Origin of the sequence: Paragemmobacter amnigenus (genome assembly GCF_009908265.2) — a bacterium.
Lineage (GTDB): Bacteria > Pseudomonadota > Alphaproteobacteria > Rhodobacterales > Rhodobacteraceae > Paragemmobacter > Paragemmobacter amnigenus.
The window spans coordinates 1-21,003 of the sequence record NZ_JAAATX020000019.1 but is presented as its reverse complement, the minus strand read 5'-3'; the positions used below and the strand labels follow the sequence as shown (position 1 = coordinate 21,003).

Genomic DNA, 21,003 nt, shown 5'->3' with positions numbered 1-21,003 from the left:
GCAATTGGTTTTGGCAATCGGCACGCCTGTGCAGGCGACGAGTCCGAAGGTTGCACCCATCATGACAGCCCAAAACCGGACTCGCATAATCAAGGTTATGTAATATATTGATTTCATTAGATAATCATTCCTTCCAGAATTTGGGCCGATTGGCGTAGTCGGCACCAAAGGCATTGAGCCCGGCCTGACCACCGCCGAGCGCCGTCAAGAGCGGCCCCAGAGCTTTGAGATCGACATTCAGTACAGTTGAGCTGCGCGGCGTGCGTGACAGCACCATCCGTTGGCCCGGGATCGGGCTCAGGACAAAATCCAACTCGCCATCGGTAAGGCGAAACCCGTCATAGTCGGCACTGGCCGCTTCGCCGTTCGGGAACAAGAGCTGGTTCGGCAGCGCTTCCAGGATCGAGCGGGCTTTGGAACCCCGGATCTGGCTTGGGAACTGCGTCATCATCACGACGACGACGTTTTTCTTGCGGGCCGTCACCAGCCATTCAGCGAGCTTCTTGGCGAAGTATTCGTCGTCGAGCACCTTCCAGGCTTCATCGATCAGGATCAGCGTCGGGCGCTTTTCCTCGATCAGCATCTCAATGCGGCGGAAGAGATAGCCGAGGATCGCGGTACGTTCGGTGCCGAGGTCGAGGATTTCGGTGAGATCGACGGCCGTCACATCATGGCTGGTGAAATCCACCACAGGCTCATCGGCCTCGCCAAAGACCCAGCCATAACGTCCTTCTGGTCCCCATTCGCTGATCCGCTGCGCCAGATCGAGACCGTCGCCGACGTCACCAAACAGTTCTTGAAATGCGCGGAAGTTGCGCAGCCCTTCCCAGGCTTTGCCGTTCTGGGAAATGGCGGATTTCAGGGCCTCGGATTGCAGCGGTGTCATCGGTCCGCTGCGCTGTTCCAGAAGAGCTACTAGCCAATCGAGAAACCATGCCTCGCCACGCTCACCGGATTCTGTGGCAAGAGGGTTCAGCCCGGTCGGTCGTCCGGCCCGGATTTCCGCGTAACGGCCGCCAAGTGCGCTGACCGCCATCTTCAGACCGGCTTCCTTGTCGAAGATGATCGTCCGGCCCCCTGCCCTTTGGGCTTGGGCCGCGAGGAAGGCGACGGTCGTGGTCTTGCCGCCACCAGATTTGCCCAAGACGAGTGTGTGGCCATTTGTCGGTTCGGCTTTTGGGTCGCCGGGTTCATGGAAGCTGAACCGATGCAGCGAGCCTTGCAGCGTCTGGAATAGCGTGAGCGGCGTTTGCCATGGGAGGCGCGCGGCCTCTGTGCCGGTGTCGGCCGCATGCAGCGCTGCCATATCGGCGAAGTTCAAAGACGAGACCGTCATATCTCGCGCCCGGTAGTCCATATTGCCAGGGTGCATCGCGAAGAAGGCGGCCTCTAGGGCTGTGACTTCGCGAACCAACCGCATGCCGTTCTGGTGGGCGATACCGCGGATGCGGGCGACTTCGGTGTCGAGAGCCGACTGATCACCTGCAAAGACCGTGATGGTCATCTGGTGGATGCCAAAGCCAAGCTCGCCGCTTTCGGACTTGTCGGCAGCCTCGAAGAGCTGCGCCTCAATCGTGGCGGCGATGTCCTCCGAGGCCCGCATTTGGGCGACGCGACGTTTGACCCGCTCGGTAATGCTGCCGCGCTCGATCGGCGTGTAGCTGTGGGTGATGATGGTGTCGCGGGACGCGCCCAATGCATCCAGCATGCCGGGCCAGGTCGAATTGGCATAGGATTTGACATAGAGGACGGCGCCAACGCGGGGCGTGTCAGCCCCCTCCTCCACTGTGAACTGGCCTTTGCCGAAGCGGATGGCGGCATCGCTGGCATCCTCGGCGATGATGCCGAAGGGGCTGCGCGGTTTGCTGCGCAACTCGCCGGTCAAAAGCGAGGAGTAGAAACCGATCAGGCTGCCATCGCTGATCTTGAGGCGGTGGGATTTGACGCCGAGACCGGTCTCAAGGATCGAGACCACCTCGCGCAATTCTTCCAGCCTCCGGTCAGTATCCTCCCCCCAGACCTTTGCCGCCGCCTTGCCAAAGAGCGGCACCGCCAGCGGGGCAACCTGTCGCCGGACCACTGTCAAGATCAACACGGATTCCTGAAGATTGCGGCGCTGCAGTTCACCGCCCCAGGCCCGGTCGATATCGGCGGCAAAGCTCTGGCCGTGGATCGGTTTCAGCTGGGTCTGGGCCGGCCGCATCATCCGGTGGAGATAGAAGCTGAAACGCTCATCCAGCGTGTCGAGGAGATGAGCGAAGCCCGCGCGCAGCGCGGTGATGGCTGAGCTGCCGGAGGTGATCCCGTCAATGCCAGTCACTTCGAGCGAGATCATCAGCCCGTTGTCGCGGGTGCGCACCACCTCGTCATCTAGCTCGATGACATAAGGCAAATGCGCATAGATCTTCGGGTCCGTCGAGATCAGGGCTCGCGCCCTGCCCCGCAGCACCTCTTTCTCAAGAAACATGACGCCGTCCTTTCCTCAGGATGGCCATCGGCGTCACCTGCATCATCACGGCAAAGATATGGTGTCCGTTTGGGTTCAGCTTGGTGGCCACGCGCGCAAGCCCGTACCAGACTGGGGCGGTCAGAAACCACCAGACAGGCTTGAACAAGATGAAGGGCAGCACGGTCATTGCTCCCACCGCCATGGCATAGGGCATCGGCAGGCCAAGAAACTTGGCTTGCCGCGAAAGCCCGAGGATGACCGCGCTTTTTTCCATTGGTCTGGTCTCGCCTCAGCTGAAGGACGAGCGCAGGTTAGCGACGATGGCGGGGCCGGCGAAGACGAGGAAGGCGCCGACAACGACCAATGCAACCCAAGCCCAGGAGATCCGGTTGAAGGCGGCAAGGAACCCGGTCACGACAAAGGCGATGCCGAAGAAGGCTGTCGCGAGCGTACCCCGGAACGAGGCCAGTACGCCGGTGGCCACGGTTTCGGCTTTTGTGAAGACCACCTGCGCCAAGGCAGGCTCAGATTGCGCCAGAAAAAGGGTGCAAAGGGTCAGGCCCAGAAGAGCCACGTGTTCGTTTTGCATGATGGGTTAGTCCTTCTTGGTTCAGAGCTCAGTGAGGATGCGGTCATAGACCGCCATCACCTTCATGATGTGGGATTGGGTCTCGGCGTAGGGCGGTACGCCATCGTATTTGCGGACGGCTTCGGGGCCAGCGTTATAGGCGGCAAGGGCTAGCTCCAGGCTGCCAAAGGCTGCCATTTGTTCCAGCAGATAACGCGCGCCACCGTCGAGGTTTTCGATGGGGTCGGCTGGATCGACGTTCAGGTAATCAGCCGTCCCAGGCATCAGCTGCGCGAGGCCAAGCGCACCGGCGTGGCTGACAGCGCCTTGGGTGTAGTTGCTTTCAACCTTGATCATCGCTTGGAAAAAGGCAGACCATTCGGCCGGCGAAAGCTCCAGTCGCGCCAAGGCCGGATGGTCTTGGTAGCGGGTGGCAATCAGCCGGACCTGTGGCAGGACATCCCTTGGGGCTGCAACCCCTTTGGTGCTGTAGGAGACGTCGGCAACCGCTTCTACCCCCTCCCCCTCCCGGATCTCTTCTTGAACCGGTTCAGAGCGAACGGGTACGATCAGCTGCCCCTGACCGTCATAGCGCAGGACGGATGTTTCCAGAGACGCGAGTTCGACATCACCCCCCTGCCCTGCCGGCTCATTCCAGCGGATCACTTCCGCCGGGGCGGCTCCGCATGCCAGTGCAGACAGCGCCAACGACAGCAGGCACGTCGAGATGGTCGAGATTAAGCTTGCCGAAGGCGAGCCCAAACATGCCGATTGGCGAGTTGACAATGCGTTCCCGCGCAAGGGCCGTAACCAATAGGAAGCGTTCGCCGGTGGGGCTGACAACGTAGAACAGCCATTCCCCCGAGAACCGTTCGTCGGGGTTGGGCGCAGAAACACACTCGATCTCAACAGTCGCTCCTTCGGATGCGGCCAGCTTGCGGAAATCGCGTTCCAGCAAGACAGGCAATGCGCGCCGTTTGGTATTCATGGGGTCCCCTCGGATCATCTGTTGGGAACGTTGTATCGCAGATTTCTCTGTGGGGCGATGCTTAACAGAACATATGGCGCATTCAACACAAAAATGACAAACATGATGAAAGAAGATTATATGGCCTAACCTGTGGTTGATTTGGCAAACTCTCCTTGCATGCAGCCGCAGCCTTCGGTGCACAGAAGAATGGAGCCGCAAAGTGAGACGCAGACGTTGAGAAAAGCTCAGGAAATACTGGCATATTTGCAGGTATCAATAGCGCTTGCGCGATCCAGAGAAGCGCACCAGATGCGCCGTCGGGCGAAGTTCCTGCCTGCGATCATTGCGGCTGTGTTCATGAACACTGCAGCCCACGCACAACCAGAGGTGATTCGTTGCCTGCCGCCCGAAGTACCAGTCACGAACCTGCCCGAGGCGGTTCTCTTGGAGTACCGGGCTGAAATCGCAGCCGAGTTCGAGGCCTACTTTGCGGCCGTCAGCACCCACATCGCCTGCCTCGATACCGAGCGCAGTCGCGCCTTGTCCGAGGCCCATATGGCAACCGAAGCCTATTCAACCTTCCTCAACATCCCACCAGCCCAGAAGGACCTCCCGTGAAACCATTCCTCCCTGCCCTTCTCTTGGGTATCGGTCTCTCGACCGCAACTGTCACCCCGGCAGCGGCCTATCCCGTTGACTGCGCGATCCTGCTCTGTCTCGCCGGGGGTTGGCCTGCGTCTGCCGAATGCGCTCACGCGAGGGCGGTCTTCATCCGTCGCATCACGCCATGGCCGATCGAGCCGCCGCTGCAGATCTGGAACTGTCCAATGCGGGCGAGTTTCCGAGCTGAGGCACGGCCTATTGAGCAGCCCTACGACATTGCATTCCGGGCTGATGTGCCTCCGCCAGCCCTGTCGCTCCCCCAAGTCTCGGCCGATCCGATCCTTGTCGACGCTCAGGCTGATGTCGACATTTCCGACTCGGCTTTTGACTTCGTCCGATCGATCCGCGTGTTTGAAATCACCTACCAGCAGCGCCGCAACTCTGATGGCGACTGCAACAGTTGGGGGACGGTCTACTTGGGCAGCTACGGTGAACAGGGGGGCTACAGCCGCAGGCGCAGCGGCATTTCCGCCGTGCCGGAGGCCTCAGATTTTGGCGTCCCGCCCGACTGCGGCAACTACTGGCATCGCTCGGTATTTGTCGAATGGCGGGATTATGAGGGCAGCTATGGCCATGAAGAGGTGCACTACTAGTCCCATCGCTTATCGGCCCTGAACCAGACCGGAAATCGACCCCCATAAACAGAAACGACGCCAGACCATAGGTCCGACGCCGCGCTGATTTCTTCGTTGCACAAGAAATCTATCGCGAGTGAATGACCCGTTCAACCGGCAAAGCGCTTTGCCTGAGCGAATTCTTGTGCTCCATCGTCTGGCGTCCTGCATATAGGACGACACGCCCATGACCCTGACCACCGGCGCTATTCTGCGCCGCATCACCGAGGCCGACCTTTCGGCCGCAAGCCACAAGCTCGCGACCATTATCCTTGACGGCATCGCCTGGAAGGACGGCTACAATGGGCTTGAGCGAGGTACAGCCGCGTTCACGCTGGCGCATCTGGCCGAGAAGATGGGCATGTCGCGGCAGCATTTGACCGCGCTTCTCGCCGAACTGGCAACGTCCACTCTTGAACTTGTTCGCTGGAAGCCAAATGGCAAATTCGCGCCCTGGCTGTTTCGCTTTGGCGCGGCCGAAGACGATACGATGCCGCCAGATGTCGTGTCAGCCACAGGTGACACATCACTATCTAGAGAGTCTAAGAACAAAACTGTCTTCGCTGGGCGGATTGAAATCGATGTGCAATCCAACGTGTTTCACACGCCTTGGGCTGATCTGATCAGGGCAACGAAGGTTTCCCTCGCCTGTTGGAATGTCGATACCCAGGCGATTTGGGACCGCTTCGTGGCCTTCAACAAGGCGCGGGGAAACACTGCCGTGCCAGCGGGATTTCTACTTGGCTTCATGCGGAAGTGGCGGACTTCCTCAGGTGCAGGAGCGATGCCGATATCCGACGCCAAACCTCAGCGCGTGCTTGGTCTGGCTGAGCAGGAACTGCATCGCCTGATCGCAGCTGCGCCGAGTAAGAACAGGGAGTTTCACGCTTCGGATCTCTGTCGGCTGATCGGTCAGGCGGCATATGACGGGCGCGTTCTCGACATGGTACGGCAGTTAGGCTGCCCAAGATTTGCAGCAGTGCTCGCGGTCCATGGACGTGCGGTGATGAAGGGGGAGATTTCAAGGTGACATTGGATGCCGGACTTTCTTTGCGCTTTGCTTCTTTCGTCCATCTGTGTTGGACGAGTTAATAGATTTCTAAAGCGTGCACCGTGCTGAAGGGCCCTAATGATTGCTGTCTCGGAGCCGCGATGCCCGCTGCTCAAAGCCGCGCTTCAATGAGTCGAAAGAGCACCGGGGAAGCCGGGCGGCATCTCCGCAAGGGCTGTGGCGAAGGCCTCTTCTTCCCTCGCCCTAATGTCCTCGAATATCTGCACGACCTGTTCTCGCGAAAACTCGGCGGCCAGTCCCGTCTCAACGAAGTGCCGGCCCTGAATTTCCGAGACCTTGTAGTGGCGGCACTCTCCGGTCCGCATTGCGAGCTTCACATCCTTGATCTGAAGCTGCCCGGCCTCCAGCGTGGGCTGCACAGTCAGTACGTCATAGAGCGGTGTCATGGTGAAGCGGCCGCCCGGCATCAGCGCGATGCTGAAGTTCTTGGCATAGCCATCCGTCGCCCCGATCAGCCAAAACAGGATCGCGGCCTTCAGGAAGTTGGCGCGGTCGCGCAGCGGCTCGTCGCTGACCTGTAGCAATCAGCAGATCTCGACGATGCCGGGGCCGCCGTCGTTCTGGTACTTCCGGGTCGGCGGCACCGAGAGCGCCTGGCAGCAGTCCTCTTGCGGCAGGTGGATCTATCGCCCGTCGCGCGCGAAGCCGGTCGAAGCGTTCGATGACCAGCACCTTGGTGTCAGCGAACGTGGCAATCTCGGTTCGGGCCGCCGGCAGGCCAAAGGCTGCCATGAGCGGCAGGCAGAAGTGCTCGCTCTCGACGCTATCGGTCAGATCCATGCCATTGGGCAAGGTGCCGATCGGCGGCTTCAGGATATGGGTGGTCGGCGTGGTGCCAGATGGCTCTATCCACCGACCATCGTGAAGCAACAGCGAGGTCTTTTCCTGTGCACCCGCGACCGAGATGCGGAAATCCCGCTCGGCCCGGATGCCAGGGGGCGTGCGACCAAGGTCTTTGAGCATGGCGGCGATCTGGTCGTCACTCAGCGGCTCGCCAGTCAATATGTCGCTGGGCCCAGACACCTCGCCTTCTGGCAGGAACTGCAATGCACCCACTTAATCGCGCCCGATCCGGGCCAGCAGGCTGTAAGCATCCACGCCGTCCGCGCCCACGCGTACTGCCACCCGGCGGCGGATGTCGTCGCTGTCGGGTAGCAGGTTCTCGAAAATGGCAATGATCGGGGGGCCGACATATCGCTCGGCCCGCAACGGCAGAGAGCGCGAGATGGGCAGGGTGTTTTCCCAAGCCAGCCACTCGAGGGCATAGCTGAAGGCGAAGGCCCCGTCCGGGTCGCGGAAATACTGCCCCACCTTGCGGCGGCTCATGTAGACGTCGAGCGGGGAATAGGTGCGCTTGCGCCCCATCAGAAGATGTCCTCGAGGTCGGCGGGCTTGATCTTGCTGCGCGGGACGATGTGAAGTTCGAGGTTGAGTGCCGCGAGCAGATCGAAGATCGTGTCGACCTTCGCCCCGCTGGCACTGGTCTCGATGTTCGAGATCGTGCGCTGCCAGATGCCTGCGCGACTGCCGAGTTCGGCCTGCGTCAGGTTCTGCGCCTTACGTGCTTGGCGCAGGACGTTACCAAAGTCTTTTGTGGTGCGCGCGATCTGATCCATCGGGATGATCCGTCTCGGACTATCATGTCCTTCGGATTATATACTGTCAGTATGCTTCCTAGATCATAAACCAATAGCATGATCTCTGGATCATGTAGCGCATCGTTGGAGAGGCTGTTAGAGAGGCTCCCTCTTCCACGCCACCGTTGCCCGCAACCTGTCCAATCAGCCGCTATCCAACAGGTCACCCGATTCCACCCACGGGGACGGTGCCTGGAGCAAAGACGGCTTCCACGCCGTACCGGCTTGGGTCTTCGAACAGCCGACCTCTCCCGGCAATTTGTGGTGCGGCAACGCCGGTGGATGCGCCAAGTCAGCGCTTTGTGCGCTGCCCAAATAGCTGCTCGGGCGCGGGAAACATCGCCGCGCCAGCCGCTCGGATGGGCTCTTCCATCCGGCGAGCCGCGCAAGCACCATCAGGTCTGCAGTTGATATGCCGGTTCCATGCCAAGGGGCGTCGCGCGGCCTGATGGGCAGTTCCGGCGGACTTGACCCCCAGTACCGAAAAAAGGGCGACTATCGAGAGTGAGGTCGCATGCGGCACCAAAGTCGAACCAGGAGAATCCGGACTGGCAAGGTCGCCCGCACACCCATGGCGGCGCAAGGCGTCGGCACCGGAGCAATCGGTGCCTGTAGCCATTCGCTGAAATAGCCTGGAACGCCCGCACGAAGGCACGCCACATTACTCGTTTCCAGGCGCGGCTTTTCGTTGCTTCGGTACCCCGTGTCTGCTTTATGGACTGAAAGGAGTAAGACCATTCTCGTCGCCGGGGTGCGCGCATCATCGACGGCAGGCAATATTGCCACAGCGCAGTCGTTCGACAACAAGGCTGAACTTGGAATTGTGCTCAGCAATCAATTGGACTGCGCGTTTCGTGTCGCAGTTTGACAGATGACCCGATGGGTCGCGGCAGCGGCGGGTGAAGAGCCATTCGCGCTCGCGGGCCTACATTCGAAGGTGAAGAGATGCAACTGACCTCGCTTACCGATATTTTATCGCTGATTCCAGACCTGCCCCGTGCCGACGAGGCCGCACGCGCTGCGGCGGCCCGGCGTCAGGATAGCCTGACGAAGCCGCCCGGATCGCTGGGCCGGTTGGAAGATCTGGCGCTGTTCATGGCCGGCTGGCGCGGTACTGCGCGCCCCCAGATTGACCGCGCACAGGCCCTCGTCTTTGCTGGCAATCACGGCATCTGCGCGCAAGGTGTGAACCCCTATCCTCAGGAAGTTACGGCGCAGATGGTTGCTAATTTTGACCGCGGCGGCGCGGCCATCAATCAACTTTGCCGGGTGGCGAATGCGGACCTTCGGGTGATTGCACTAGACCTCGAACGGCCCACCGCCGATTTCACCGCCGGGGCTGCGATGACCGAAGGCGAAACGCTCGACGCGCTGAACTGTGGTGCCGCTGCGGTCGATTCCGAAGCAGATGTTCTGGTTTTGGGCGAAATGGGGATCGGCAATTCCACCGTCGCGGCAGCTCTAGCTGCGGCGCTGTTCGGCGGCGACCCCGCCGATTGGGTCGGTCCCGGCACTGGGTCGGACACGGCCGGGATCGCTCGCAAGATCACTGTGATTGAGGCCGGTCTTGCCCGACATCGGGGGCTCGATGCCATGGCAACGCTTGCGGCCTTCGGCGGGCGTGAACAGGCGGCAATCTGCGGCGCGGTTCTGGCTGCCCGGGCGGCGCAAATCCCCGTGATCCTCGACGGGTTTATCTGCACGGCGGCGGCGGCGGTCCTGTACGTGGTCGATCCGCAGTTGCTGGACCATTGTCTTGTTGGCCACGTCTCGGCCGAACCGGGGCATCGAAAGCTACTGGCTGCTCTCGGCAAGTCCCCGGTGCTTGCGTTCGACATGCGTCTGGGCGAGGGGTCGGGTGCGGTGCTGGCGTTGGGAATCGTGCGCGCGGCATTGGCCTGTCACAACGGCATGGCCACCTTTGGCGAGGCCGGGGTAAGCAGCGCATAATTCGGCCCCCCTCTGGCGAGCGCAGCAATTGCTTGGTAGGTGGCACCCTTAGTGTTTAATTGGGCACCTGGGGCGGATCGCGTTCAATCTGATTCAGATTGAACGCGATCCAAAATAGGCAAGCCGTTGGGAATATTGCGTATCGCCCTTGATTGGGTGAGCCCGATCAAGGGCGATACTCTAGCAGGCTGCCGACGAAGCCGCCCCTCGACGTAGTTTGAAGAACATGCATCACCCTCGGCGGGACGGCGGCAGGGTAGATGATGCGCGGGACGGACGAGACGATCAGATCGTTGTTCAGCTTTGTTGATTTGGAAGAGCGCATCCAGCGCAAGATCCGGCAGGTCGTGAATGGGGCGCTGGCCAGCCTGGATGCCTAGTTCGCGGCGCTCTACACCGATTTTGGTCGCCCCTCCATCTCACCTGAACGGCTCATCCGGGCCAGCCTGATCAAGATGCTGTTGTCGGCCCCGTTCGAGCGGCAGTTGATGGAACAGATGCAGTATAACATGCTGTTCCGCTGGTTTGAGCCCGAAAAGGCCGCCGGACACACACGTCACGCGTCGAAACTGCCAGAAAGGTAACGACTGCCCATCCGAGTATCGGGAAACTGTCCTGCCGCGCTGACTATTTCAGCGGCCTGCTAGGCAAGACCCAGGCCGATAATGCCAACCTCTCCCAAGGGCGCTCCCCTCCGTAGCGGTACTTCAAAACCCGTCGCCATGGCACGTTGATGCCGCCGGGGTGGCACCCCATCGTTTACCGCTGTTCCTGTGCAGAAGCCGGCGCTGGCGGACCATCGGCGGCGTCGATGTAGGCCTGTCAGTTAGGAACAACAACCATGTCAGGACGACATGTCGAAAGACTTCGTCCGGGTCAGATGCTCGTAGCCGTGCCTGGAAAGGGTACAGCCGCAACCGGTGTCCTTGACGCCAGACCAGGCCAGAGCCGGGTCAACCTTGTCGGTGCCGTTCATCATTACGGTTCCGGTTTCAATCCGTTCTCCAAGCCTGACAACCTTGTCCGCATCCCGAGTCCAGATCGAAGCACTCAGCCCGTAGATGCTGTCATTCATCAGACGAATCGCTGCATCGTCGGAATCGACCTTCATGATGCCGACTACGGGACCGAAGGTCTCCTCTTTCATGATCTCCATGGTGTGATCCACATCGACCATAACCTGGGGCGCGAGATAGGCGCTGCCCTTGCGCGAGGCAGGGAAGGCGCGTTCATCGATCAGTGCGCGTGCGCCCTGGGACACGGCCCGCGCGATCTGGCCGCGGACAAAATCGGCAGCACGGCCGCGCACCATTGGACCGAGATTTGTCGCGGGGTCGGTCGGATCACCCAGCCGATACTGCCGGGTCAGTTCGACGAACCGGGCAATGAAATCGTCATAGATGTCGCGATGGACATAGATGCGCTCGGTCGAGCAACACGACTGCCCGGCATTGTAGAAACTGCCGTCCACCAGACGCTCGATGGTGGTCTCCATGTCGGCATCGGGGCAAACATAGGCCGGATCCTTGCCACCAAGTTCGAGGCCGACATTGATGAAGCGCCGGGCGGCGGCGGCATGAATCGCCCGCCCGCCTTCGACCGAACCGGTGAAGCCGACATGGCCGATCCGCTCATCGGCAATCAGCCGTGCGGTCAAGTCGTGGTCGAGGTGAAGAAACTGGAAGACCCCTTCGGGCAGCCCGGCCGCAAGATAGGCCTCGACCAGCCGTTCCGAGACCAGCGGTGTCTGTCCCGAATGCTTCAGCAAGACGGCATTGCCGGCCATGATTGCCGGTATGCACGAGCCTGCGGGGATCAGATAGGGATAGTTCCACGCCGCGATCGAAAGGACCACACCGAGCGGCTCACGACGGATGAACGATCGGCTGCCGGGGCGCGGGAGTTCGTCCGCCAGCGCCTCGTTGGCGATATCGATCATAAAGCCGGTGCGGTTCGCGAAGCCTTCGATCTCGCGACTGCTCTGGCTGATTGGGCGGCCCATCTGCATGGTGATCTCGTAGCCGTGTCGGTCCTTGTCGGCCAAAAGAACACCGATTGCTTTGCGGCAGATTTCGGCGCGCTCTGCCAGAGGCACCTGTCGCCACTCGACCTGTGCGCGCTTCGCGCGGGAAACCGCATCCTCGATCTGTGCTGCGGTGTGAAACTGGCGGCTGGCGAAGACCTCACCATTCACGGGCGAGATGCATTCGATTGCATCGGACATGGCTTGTTCCTTTCGTTCGGGGGGCAGCCCCCCAATGTTGTCAGATCCGCGCAGCCTTTCGGCACAACCGGAAGAGTGTCGCGATCATGATCGTATCAGGCCGCGCGCCTGCGAAGCTCTCGGAAGCGTTCGGGCAGGCTGGTCAGACCGTCGCGCAGGAAGATGGTGGTCAGGATCAGAACCAGCCCATAGGCCGCAGGACGATACTGCTCGAAATCCCGAAGATAGAGATCGGCCACCGACAGAACCACGACGCCAATGATCGGTCCTTTGTATGTTCTCATCCCGCCGACCAGCGCCCAGACCAACACTGTCAGCATGATGGACATGCTAAAGTCGCGCGGGTTGATCGCCGAGAAATAATGTGCGTGCAGAGTTCCGGCCACACCCGCGAAGAAGCAGCCCACCACAAACGCCTCGGTGCGAAACCGGCGCGGGTTGACGCCGACCGAGCTGAGCAGAAGGTCGTTCCAGTGAACCCCTTCCAAGGTCATCCCGTATCGCGAATGCTCGATCCGATACAGGATGAACAGACAGGCGACCATGATGACGAAAGCGAAGTAATAGAACAGAACCGGGTCCGACAAGTCGATGCCCAGCAAGTTGAGCGTCGGAATGACCGTGACTCCGCGAGACCCACCGAAGATCGGGCGGAAGCCCTGCCAGGAAAGGCGGATCACCTCGCCTGTGGCGAAAGAACCGATGACAAAGTAGAAGCCCTTCATCCGGAACAGCGGAAAGCTCAGGGCATAGGCGATCAGGGCCGCCGTGGCAGCGCCGATCGGCATCGTCAGCCAAGGCGAAAAGCCGAAGTTCTTCGACAGCAGGCTCGAAGTGTAGGCTCCTACGCCCATCATGACCACGTGAGCGAACGACATCTCTCCGGTCAGTGCGACGAAGCGGAAGCTCGCGACGAGGATGATGTTGATGAACAGCGCGATGAAGATGTCGAGCTTGAACGCGCTGACAAGCAGGGGTGTGAACCCAACCGCCATCACAATTAGCGCGATAGTGACGAGCGTCGAGGATGAGCGCAGGCTAAACTTTTTCATGGCGTCCCATAATCCCGGTCGGTTTGACCACGAGGATGAAGAGCATAAAGAGCATGACGAAGATGTCTGCGTAAATGCCCCCGGTAAACGTGGTGATGAACGTGTGGAAGAAGCTGAAGAAGACTGCGGCAACAACAGCACCGCTGATGCTGCCGACTCCGCCGACGATGATGACGATCAGCCCGTTGATGATGACCGTATGGCCCATGTCGGGGTCGATCTGCACCAGTGGCGCCATGACCGCCCCCCCGGCACCCGCCAAGGCCGCACTGATCCCGATCGCGATCAGCGCAAAGCGGTTGATGCTGATTCCTTGAAGCATCGCCGCCATGGGATCGTCCGCGCATGCCCGCAATGCCCACCCGATCCGGGTCTTCTGAAGTAGGAACCATAGTGCCGCGAGGGCGCTGACGGCGACCACCAGAACCAGCAGCCGTTGATAGGGCACGACGACATTCGGCAGGCCGAAAACCTGCCAGCTGTCCTTGAGCGGGGAGACTACGTTTTTCATCAGACCCTGGCCGAACAGGTAGATGACTGCCACCTGCAAGATCATGAGCATGCCGACAGACAGGATCAAGCCGCCCAGTTCGTCGCCCCGCTTCCAGCGAAACAGGACTGTTTCCATGAAGATGCCGACCAAGGTTGACACAAGGATCGCGCACAAAGCCGCCACCGAAAAGGGCAGGCCCATTTCGGAATAGAGATACCAGGTGGAAAAGGCCCCGACCATGTAGAGTTCGCCATGAGCAAAGTTGACGACCTTGGCGACACCAAAGATCAGCACCAGTCCTACGGCGAAGAGCGCTGTGAAGCTGCTTGCGATCACCGCATTCACTGTTGTCTGAATTACGAGGTCAAACATGATGATCCCTAACCGTTCCGGATCCCCTGATACCGCCGCTTTTCTGCGGTATCAGGGTTTGATCTAATCTATCGAACAGAAGCCTACTCAAGGATACCTGAGGGCCACCGCAAGTCGCGGCCTCAGTTGGGCAGCATGCCCACTTCTCTGAGCGTTTCGAGGACGACGGCCTCGTTCTCGGCAAGCCAGCCCGCCACATCGCCCATTTCGACGATCTTCGCCTTGCCATCCTGCAGTTGCACGACCGGCCATCTGCCGATCAGTGCATTGTTGACACCGAACACGTCCGCACCCCACCACTTGGCGTCGCCAAAGATGTGGGGCGGCTTGTCCATCGCCTGCAGCGCCGCATAGACATCGGTCGAGTTGACGCTGCCCGCAGCCTCGACACCTTTCTTCCAGATTTCGAGCACGGCGGCGTAGGTCCAGGACTGCGACGTCCAAGCCCCCGGAAAGGCCTCGTTGTAGCGGGCGTAGAAGACGCCAGGATTGGCGAAGTTGATATCGGCCTCCATGAGCCGCGGATCATCGAAGTCCGGGAACAGGAAGACAAAGCCCTCCATGAACTCCTTGCTCGTCTTCTCGATCAACTGCGGATAGTTGTCGAGCGTGACCGACATCATCTGCCCTTTGAATCCTTGCTGATAGGCCTGCTCGATCATCAGGTTCATGAAGTCCGGGTAGGCGGTATCGAAGCAGAGGATATCGGGGTTCTTCGCCAGCGCAGCCGAGATCACCGGGGCGAAGTCCAGCGTTGCCAGCGGGAAGAGCTCTGTATGGACGGTTTCAATGTTATTTTGCTGGAACGCAAGCGCGTAGGTCGCGATCGAGGGAACCCCCAGTTCGTCATCTTGCGACAGAATCGCCACGGTCTTCAATTCCGGCCGATTCTTGGCCAGCCAATTCACCGACGGCGGAATATAGAAGGGATGCACCTCGCCGACGGAAAGCAAATAGGACGAATCAGGCGACAGGTCGGTCGTGCAGGTCGTGGCTGACAACACCTTCTGCTCGGTCAGATAGGGTTGGACGGCGACCACAGGGGTCGAACACAGCAGGGTGACGAGATCGACGTGATCGTCCCCGACCAGCTTTTTTGCGCCGGTCAGTGCCTTTGAGGCGAGAAACTCGTCATCCCAGACCTCCACTTCGACCATGTAGGTGTCATCGCCAACCTTGATGCCCCCGGCCTCGTTCGTGAGATCGGCCCAAAGCTTGTAGCCTTGGAAGGCAGGCACGCCCCAGCCGGCCGCGTCCCCCGTGAGCGGAGTGATCGCTCCAACCTTCACGATCTTTTCACCAGCCCGCGCTGAGGTAGGCAGGGCGATTCCGAACGTCGTTCCTGCGAGGATACTGGCCGAGCCTGCAAGGAACTTACGGCGGTCAAATGTAACTTTCATCTTGGTCCTCCCCTACGTTTTATTGCTTGTGCTTTGGTGGAACGGAAGCATTGCATCCAATCACTGAATGCAATAAGCACGACCGAGCGGTGTTCGTCAATGCTCTTCGTAGTGACCCGATATCCAGAAGAAGGCCTTTCGGGACGGTCGCCGCATTCGCCCTGCCCCGCGCAGCAACCCTGAAAGTGAGGCTTCGATGGTCCGGATTCTGACGATTCTCAATGTTGATGACGCCCCTCCGGGGCTGGTGGGCGACCACCTTGCGGCACGCGGTGCCGAATGCGTCCGCATCAACCCCCACACCGGGGACAAGCTTCCCGAAACGCCGGATTCCTTTGACGGCATACTTATTCTGGGTGGGCCACAGAGCGTGGCGGATCCCGCTTTCGACCCGGTGTTCGAGCCGTTGGCCAGGCTGGTCCGGGCATTCCATGAAGAGGAAAAGCCGGTTCTGGGACTTTGCCTCGGCTCGCAGCTCCTTGCCCGCGCCTTCGGACAGAAAGTTCGACATCACAACCAGTTGCAGTTCGGCTTCAAGCAGATAGACCTGACCGACGCGGCAGCATCGGATCCGGTGTTGTCGGGGCTCGACCATCCGCAGACCGCCTTCGTTCACCACTACGACACCTACAGCCTGCCCGAAGATGCCGTGCTTCTGATGACCGAGGCCGACACGCCCTGCCATGCATTCCGCGTCGGACACACGACCTATGCCTTTCAAAGTCATCCCGAAGCGACGGCTGACATCATTCGCGGATGGGTGGCGCGCACGCAGGATGGCGTGCGCAGACATCTGGGAAAGCGGGGCGAAGAACTGCTCGCCGGACTTGACGATGCCTGTGCCGAAGAGCTGCCGAAAGCGGCCGGATTCGCCGAGACCATCGCGCTGCGCTGGCTCGATCTTGTTGAAGGGCGCGCCGCCTCCGGCAACGCCGCGAAACCGAATCAATAGGAGAACGCCATGGTCGTCCTGAACCGCATCTACACACGAGCCGGAGACAAGGGCCAAACCGCGCTAGGATCCGGTGCGCGCATCCCAAAGTCGCATCTGCGTATCCACGCCTATGGGACCGTCGATGAACTGAACTCGGTGCTCGGAGTCGCGCGGCTGCACTGCGCCGATCTGGGTCCGCTCGACAGCATGCTGGCCGACATCCAGAACGAATTGTTCGATCTCGGGGCCGACCTCTGTGTTCCCGACACCGGCAAGGACTTGGGATACAAACCTTTGCGGGTGGCTGCCGAACTGTATCGACGAATCGAGGTGCAAATCGATGAACTCAATGCGGGTTTGCCGCCCCTGCGCTCTTTTGTGCTGCCCGGTGGACATTCGGCCGCCGCCTACCTTCACCTGGCGCGCACCGTCTGCCGCAGGGCAGAACGCCTCGTCGTGGAACTGGCGGCCGTAGAGGGCGAACATGTCGGCGATGGTGTGGTCCCCTATGTCAACCGGCTGTCGGACTTCTTTTTCGTGGCCAGCCGGTGGGTGAACGCACAATCGGGTGGCGACATCCTCTGGGTGCCAGGGAAGACAAGCTGAACCGCCGGAGTGACTGCAAGACCAGAACCGGTCAATGGTGGGCGGGAGCATCCTCTAAGCTATTCCGAAGGCAGGACGTGGTTGGTGCCCTGTCTGATCACAGGAGAGCTTCTACGCCACTGATGCCAGATGTTGGGCCGGTCGCCAGATAGACCGCCGCCATCAAGCAACGCTGGGGTGTCATCCGGCGCTCGCAGTCCCGGGCAAACCGGGTCATCCGCTGGGTTGCCGGATCCTCCAAGATACCGGCGGCGAAGAGTCGTTCCTGCGCGGCTGGTCCGGGCCTTCCTTGCTTATCGAACAGCAGGGCACGGTTGTGGTGGATATTGGCAAGCCCCTCATCGCGCGCACCAAGCGATGCCCGCCATGCCGTCACCGCCGGCTCCAGGAGTGCTTCCGCCTCCGTCAACCGGCTACTGGCCATCAGGGCGCAAGCGAGATTGTTTCGGGCAGCAGCCTCCCCTGCGCTTGCCAGCTTCATCTTCTGATGCCGCGCGATCTCGGTGAGATTGTCGCGAAACCGGTCCTGAAGGCCGCGGTGGTAGGTCACGCTGCTTGGCTTCAGGGCGACCGGCATCGCCGCCACCCAACCCATTGCGCTTTGCCACAGTTCCAGCGCCTGCCGATGCATCCGTTCGGAACGCTCGAGATCGCCTACCAGGCGATGGCAGACACCCAGACTGTCCATGCTGCCGGCCCGGCGCGGGTCAGCGGCGTCGAAAGTCTCGGCGACCCTGGACGCCAGCCGCCACTGGTCATGTGACTCATCAGCATAACCGGCGCGGCGGGCCTGCTCTGCACCCCAGGCGAATGTCTCCCAGATCAGATCATTCGCGACGCATCTCGCCGATAGCTGCCGCATGTCTACTCACCTTATATGCCCAGATAGGCCTTGCGCACATGGTCGTTTCCGCGCAATTCCTCAGCGGGCCCGTCAAGAGAAATCTTACCGGTCTCCATGACATAGCCGTGATTCGCGAGTTTCAGCGCCATCTCCGCATTCTGTTCCACAAGAACAACCGGGGTGCCGCCTTCTCGGATGGTGAGAATGATCCGCGAGATTTCCTTCATCATCTTGGGCGACAGGCCCAGCGATGGCTCGTCGAGCAGGATGAGCCTCGGCGACGACATCATCATGCGACCGATTGCAAGCATCTGCTGCTCGCCACCACTGAGTGTGTTGGCGCGCTGGTCACGCCTTTGCGCAAGAATGGGAAAATATTGATAGATCTGTTCCAGTATGGCGTTGAGCTTGGCCTTGTTTCTGCTCAGATAACCCCCGGTGTAGAGGTTCTGCAAAACGGTCAGGTTCGCAAAAACGTGCCGGCCTTCCGGAACATGGGCAATGCCGCGCTTGACGATCTCGACCGGTGGAAGCTGGTCGATGCGTGCTCCGTCAAACCAGATCTCACCCTTTGAGGGTCGATTGAGACCGGATATGGCACGCAGCGTTGTGCTTTTTCCGGCGCCGTTGCTGCCGATCAGGGTCACCACCTGCGCGTTGCCGACTTCAAGCGATACTCCGCGCACCGCCCGCACCTGTCCATAATTCACTTCAATCGATCTGACGCTGAGCAGCATTCTCAGACCCCTCCCAGATATGCTTCGATCACTGCCTCGTTGCGAACGACCTTGTCGGGGGGGCCGTCGGCCAGGAACTTGCCGAAATGCAGGACCGTGATCCGATCGCAAAGCGACATCACGGCGTGCATGTCATGCTCGACCAGAACTATGGAAATGCCGTGTTCGCGCACCTTGCGGATCAATTCGATCATACGGTTGGTCTCTTCCGGATTCATGCCCGCAAATGGTTCGTCTAACAAGAGGAGCCTGGGCTCTGCGGCCAGAGCGATGGCCAGACCGAGAACCTTCTGGTGCCCGTGCGAAAGGCTGGCGGCGCTTTCATGAAGCCGGTTGCCGAGCCCGACGATATCGAGGATCTCGATCGCCCTGCGCTCGTTCTTGAACTCTCCATCGGCACCGCTGCGGATAAGCGCGGTCAGGATGTTGTAATGCGTGTGCATGTGGCGCCCGGCGACGACGTTTTGCAGCACTGTAAAGTCCTTGAACACGGTCGTCGCCTGAAAGGTCCGGACGATGCCGAGCTTGGCAATATGATGGATGTTCATGCCGGCGATGTCGCGGCCATCGAACACGATCTGCCCCGATGTCGGCTTGTAGAAACCGCTGATCAGATTGAACGTCGTCGTCTTGCCGGCGCCGTTGGGACCGATCAGGCCATGGATCTCGCCACTGCGGATCGTGAAGGACAGATCCTGGATCGCCTTCAGTCCGCCGAAACTCTTGCTGAGAGCGTCAACCACGAGTAGCAATTTCTAATCCTCCTGCTCGCCATAATTTAAATTCATCCCGCCATGCCGGGCGATCCCCGCCGGGCGTTGGCGCGGGTTCGCCCGGCCTTCGGTTGCGGACGCGCCCACCCTATGGGGCAGGCGGCTCCGTATTTGTTCAGCGCTCAGATCAGATGGTATCGAAGTAGCGCCGCAGTTCCCATTCGGTGACGTTCTCTGCGACCCACTGCTCGTAGAGGTCACATTCGGTATCGCGGGTCAATGCATACTGCCCGACGAAGTCACTGCCCAAGAGATCCCGCACCGTTTCCGATTCCTTGAACATGCGCGTCGCGTCCCTGAGATTGCGAGGAAGCCTGCGGAAGCGCGGGTCATTGCCGGCATTGCCAGTGGCATAGCTGAGCGGCTCCAGCCCGTTCTCGATACCGCGCAGGCCCGAGAGAATGCTGGCGGCAATGCACAGATAGGGGTTCATGTCGCCACCAGGCTGGCGGGTCTCGATGCGCACGCCCTCGGGCTTGGGACCGGTGATCGCGCGCAGAGCGGCGGTCCGGTTGTCCTCTGCCCACGACGCGTTTTCGGGGCACCATTGCAGGCTGCTGCGCCGCCGGTACGAGTTGATCACCGGGTTGTAGATCGCCGTCAGTTCGGGCATGACATCCATCATCCCGGCAGCGAACTGGCGCCCAACGGTCGACAACTCGCCGGCCTTTCCGGTCGAGAATGCCGGCTTGCCGTCCTTCCACAGGCTGAGGTGGATATGCGCGCCGGTTCCGGTGTCGCCAATTCGCCACTTCGACATGAAGGTCGCCACCAGACCGTGCTCGATGCAGAGCTGCTTGAAGTAGAGCTTCGCCCGGGCCGCGCGGTCGGCCATTTCCAGCGCCGGAGCATGCGACAAAGCGAACTCAACCTGGCCATAGCCCAGCTCGCAGTGGAAGGCGTCGATCTCGATACCGACGCTCGCCATGCGGCTATGGTATTCGCGCATGATATCTTCGATGTCGACGATCCGCGTCAGGCTGTAAGCGTTCATCGTTCGGCTAAGCATCGGCAGGTCATAATGCCGACCCTGTTTGATCAGGTCATTGTCGGCGCGCATGATGTAGGTTTCATACTCGACCGCGCAGCGTACATCGAACCCCGCCGCCTCAGCCTTTTCGATCGCCTTGCGCAGCACGGTGCGCGGGGACATCGGACAAAGTTCGCCGCTTGCGGGGTCAACCATGTCGCAGACCACGGACGCGAACTCCGGGCGCCAGGACTGGTGGATCGCCGAATCAAGGTAGGGCACCGTAAACAGGTCCGGGAACCCATTCTCGAAGGAGCTGAACTCCGATTCCATCACGTCGTCCTGCGTGGACAGGCCATAAAGGATGGTGCAATAGGCATTGCCAAGATCGCCGAAACCCTTGCTGGGCTTCGTGATCTTCCCGCGCAGCATCCCGTCCATGTCGGGAACCTCGATCTGGACATATTTCACGCCAGCCTTGGTCATCTTGTCGATCAGCGCTTTTGTCCGCGCAGGATCATTCATCACTTTAATCTTGGACATTTGACCCCGGATCCACTGCTCGAAACCATCATGGCGTTGCGCAGCCGCACGGACCGCAGCCCGCCGACGCTTGCCGAAGCGGCGCTAACCGATCTCCTGCGCGAAGGCCATTTCGCCGCCCATCTGCGCCGC

23 protein-coding genes and 1 pseudogene are annotated in these 21,003 nt (G+C 60.4%); 7 read left to right on the top strand and 17 right to left on the bottom strand.

Going from position 1 to position 21,003, the window contains the following annotated elements:
* Positions 1 to 124 precede the first annotated feature (124 nt).
* From GU927_RS20015 to GU927_RS19995, 5 genes are read right to left on the bottom strand one after another with little or no spacing between them, the layout of a single operon-like run.
* Positions 125 to 2,467 carry a VirB4 family type IV secretion system protein gene (locus tag GU927_RS20015; protein ID WP_161764172.1) on the bottom strand — a complete coding sequence of 781 codons (2,343 nt, stop codon included), beginning with the start codon at positions 2,465 to 2,467 and terminating at the stop codon, positions 125 to 127.
* Complete coding sequence (locus tag GU927_RS20010; protein WP_161764171.1) at positions 2,457 to 2,723, bottom strand: VirB3 family type IV secretion system protein; 267 nt, start codon at positions 2,721 to 2,723, stop codon at positions 2,457 to 2,459. Before GU927_RS20010 ends, GU927_RS20015 begins: the two co-directional genes overlap by 11 nt.
* Before the next feature lie 15 nt (positions 2,724 to 2,738).
* Complete coding sequence (locus GU927_RS20005) at positions 2,739 to 3,038, bottom strand: TrbC/VirB2 family protein (RefSeq protein WP_161764170.1); 300 nt, start codon at positions 3,036 to 3,038, stop codon at positions 2,739 to 2,741.
* A gap of 21 nt (positions 3,039 to 3,059) precedes the next feature.
* The gene (locus tag GU927_RS20000; protein ID WP_232489288.1) at positions 3,060 to 3,683 is read right to left on the bottom strand and encodes a lytic transglycosylase domain-containing protein; all 624 of its coding nucleotides are present in this window, start codon (positions 3,681 to 3,683) and stop codon (positions 3,060 to 3,062) included.
* Complete coding sequence (locus GU927_RS19995; protein ID WP_161764169.1) at positions 3,667 to 4,005, bottom strand: hypothetical protein; 339 nt, start codon at positions 4,003 to 4,005, stop codon at positions 3,667 to 3,669. The genes GU927_RS20000 and GU927_RS19995 overlap by 17 nt, the downstream gene beginning before the upstream one ends.
* A 189-nt stretch (positions 4,006 to 4,194) precedes the next feature.
* Between GU927_RS19995 and GU927_RS19990 the strand changes: the two genes are divergently transcribed.
* The 3 genes from GU927_RS19990 to GU927_RS19980 all read left to right on the top strand — a co-directional run bounded on the left by GU927_RS19990 (position 4,195) and on the right by GU927_RS19980 (position 6,294).
* Positions 4,195 to 4,605 carry a hypothetical protein gene (locus GU927_RS19990; RefSeq protein ID WP_161764168.1) on the top strand — a complete coding sequence of 137 codons (411 nt, stop codon included), beginning with the start codon at positions 4,195 to 4,197 and terminating at the stop codon, positions 4,603 to 4,605.
* A complete protein-coding gene (locus GU927_RS19985) occupies positions 4,602 to 5,243 on the top strand; it encodes a hypothetical protein (protein ID WP_232489287.1) in 642 nt (213 codons plus the stop codon). The genes GU927_RS19990 and GU927_RS19985 overlap by 4 nt, the downstream gene beginning before the upstream one ends.
* 208 nt (positions 5,244 to 5,451) lie before the next feature.
* Positions 5,452 to 6,294, top strand: a complete 843-nt coding sequence (locus tag GU927_RS19980) for a hypothetical protein (RefSeq protein ID WP_161764167.1) — start codon at positions 5,452 to 5,454, stop codon at positions 6,292 to 6,294.
* 146 nt (positions 6,295 to 6,440) lie between these two features.
* Here GU927_RS19980 and GU927_RS20585 read toward each other — a convergent pair whose 3' ends face one another.
* The 4 genes from GU927_RS20585 to GU927_RS19965 are packed head-to-tail and all read right to left on the bottom strand — an operon-like array spanning position 6,441 to position 7,952.
* Complete coding sequence (locus GU927_RS20585) at positions 6,441 to 6,788, bottom strand: HipA domain-containing protein (protein WP_332838513.1); 348 nt, start codon at positions 6,786 to 6,788, stop codon at positions 6,441 to 6,443.
* Positions 6,706 to 7,338, bottom strand: coding sequence for a HipA domain-containing protein (locus tag GU927_RS20580; protein ID WP_269770146.1), 633 nt, complete (start codon positions 7,336 to 7,338; stop codon positions 6,706 to 6,708). The genes GU927_RS20585 and GU927_RS20580 overlap by 83 nt, the downstream gene beginning before the upstream one ends.
* 54 nt (positions 7,339 to 7,392) lie before the next feature.
* The gene (locus GU927_RS19970; protein WP_232489286.1) at positions 7,393 to 7,701 is read right to left on the bottom strand and encodes a HipA N-terminal domain-containing protein; all 309 of its coding nucleotides are present in this window, start codon (positions 7,699 to 7,701) and stop codon (positions 7,393 to 7,395) included.
* Entirely contained in the window at positions 7,701 to 7,952 is a 252-nt protein-coding gene (locus GU927_RS19965; protein WP_161764166.1) for a helix-turn-helix domain-containing protein, read from the bottom strand. The genes GU927_RS19970 and GU927_RS19965 overlap by 1 nt, the downstream gene beginning before the upstream one ends.
* A gap of 966 nt (positions 7,953 to 8,918) precedes the next feature.
* On the opposite strand from GU927_RS19965, the gene cobT reads away from it, so the two are divergent.
* Both cobT and GU927_RS19955 read left to right on the top strand, forming a co-directional pair.
* Positions 8,919 to 9,923 (top strand): nicotinate-nucleotide--dimethylbenzimidazole phosphoribosyltransferase, encoded by a 1,005-nt coding sequence (cobT, locus tag GU927_RS19960; protein ID WP_161764165.1) that lies wholly within the window; start codon positions 8,919 to 8,921, stop codon positions 9,921 to 9,923.
* Between the two features lie 263 nt (positions 9,924 to 10,186).
* Positions 10,187 to 10,450, top strand: a pseudogene (locus GU927_RS19955) (transposase); the annotation flags it as partial.
* Between the two features lie 317 nt (positions 10,451 to 10,767).
* On the opposite strand, the gene GU927_RS19950 reads toward GU927_RS19955, so the two are convergent.
* The 4 genes from GU927_RS19950 to GU927_RS19935 form a co-directional block, all read right to left on the bottom strand.
* Positions 10,768 to 12,147 (bottom strand): aldehyde dehydrogenase family protein, encoded by a 1,380-nt coding sequence (locus GU927_RS19950; protein ID WP_161764164.1) that lies wholly within the window; start codon positions 12,145 to 12,147, stop codon positions 10,768 to 10,770.
* A 95-nt stretch (positions 12,148 to 12,242) separates the two neighbouring features.
* Positions 12,243 to 13,199, bottom strand: coding sequence for a branched-chain amino acid ABC transporter permease (locus GU927_RS19945; RefSeq protein WP_232489285.1), 957 nt, complete (start codon positions 13,197 to 13,199; stop codon positions 12,243 to 12,245).
* Positions 13,186 to 14,064, bottom strand: coding sequence for a branched-chain amino acid ABC transporter permease (locus GU927_RS19940; RefSeq protein WP_161764163.1), 879 nt, complete (start codon positions 14,062 to 14,064; stop codon positions 13,186 to 13,188). Before GU927_RS19940 ends, GU927_RS19945 begins: the two co-directional genes overlap by 14 nt.
* Positions 14,065 to 14,186: 122 nt before the next feature.
* A complete protein-coding gene (locus tag GU927_RS19935; RefSeq protein ID WP_161764162.1) occupies positions 14,187 to 15,464 on the bottom strand; it encodes an ABC transporter substrate-binding protein in 1,278 nt (425 codons plus the stop codon).
* Between the two features lie 196 nt (positions 15,465 to 15,660).
* Here GU927_RS19935 and GU927_RS19930 point away from each other — a divergent pair, with 196 nt between their 5' ends.
* Both GU927_RS19930 and GU927_RS19925 read left to right on the top strand, forming a co-directional pair.
* The gene (locus GU927_RS19930) at positions 15,661 to 16,416 is read left to right on the top strand and encodes a type 1 glutamine amidotransferase (RefSeq protein ID WP_161764161.1); all 756 of its coding nucleotides are present in this window, start codon (positions 15,661 to 15,663) and stop codon (positions 16,414 to 16,416) included.
* A 9-nt stretch (positions 16,417 to 16,425) separates the two neighbouring features.
* Complete coding sequence (locus GU927_RS19925) at positions 16,426 to 17,004, top strand: cob(I)yrinic acid a,c-diamide adenosyltransferase (RefSeq protein WP_161764160.1); 579 nt, start codon at positions 16,426 to 16,428, stop codon at positions 17,002 to 17,004.
* Positions 17,005 to 17,101: 97 nt separating this feature from the next.
* Here the strand turns inward: GU927_RS19925 and GU927_RS19920 are convergent, their stop codons facing one another.
* The 4 genes from GU927_RS19920 to GU927_RS19905 form a co-directional block, all read right to left on the bottom strand.
* The gene (locus GU927_RS19920) at positions 17,102 to 17,866 is read right to left on the bottom strand and encodes a tetratricopeptide repeat protein (protein WP_161764159.1); all 765 of its coding nucleotides are present in this window, start codon (positions 17,864 to 17,866) and stop codon (positions 17,102 to 17,104) included.
* A gap of 11 nt (positions 17,867 to 17,877) precedes the next feature.
* Positions 17,878 to 18,585 carry an ABC transporter ATP-binding protein gene (locus GU927_RS19915; RefSeq protein WP_161764158.1) on the bottom strand — a complete coding sequence of 236 codons (708 nt, stop codon included), beginning with the start codon at positions 18,583 to 18,585 and terminating at the stop codon, positions 17,878 to 17,880.
* A 2-nt stretch (positions 18,586 to 18,587) separates the two neighbouring features.
* Complete coding sequence (locus GU927_RS19910; protein WP_232489289.1) at positions 18,588 to 19,328, bottom strand: ABC transporter ATP-binding protein; 741 nt, start codon at positions 19,326 to 19,328, stop codon at positions 18,588 to 18,590.
* Between the two features lie 157 nt (positions 19,329 to 19,485).
* On the bottom strand, positions 19,486 to 20,871 hold the full coding sequence (locus tag GU927_RS19905; protein ID WP_161764156.1) for a glutamine synthetase family protein: 1,386 nt from the start codon (positions 20,869 to 20,871) through the stop codon (positions 19,486 to 19,488).
* Positions 20,872 to 21,003 lie beyond the last annotated feature (132 nt).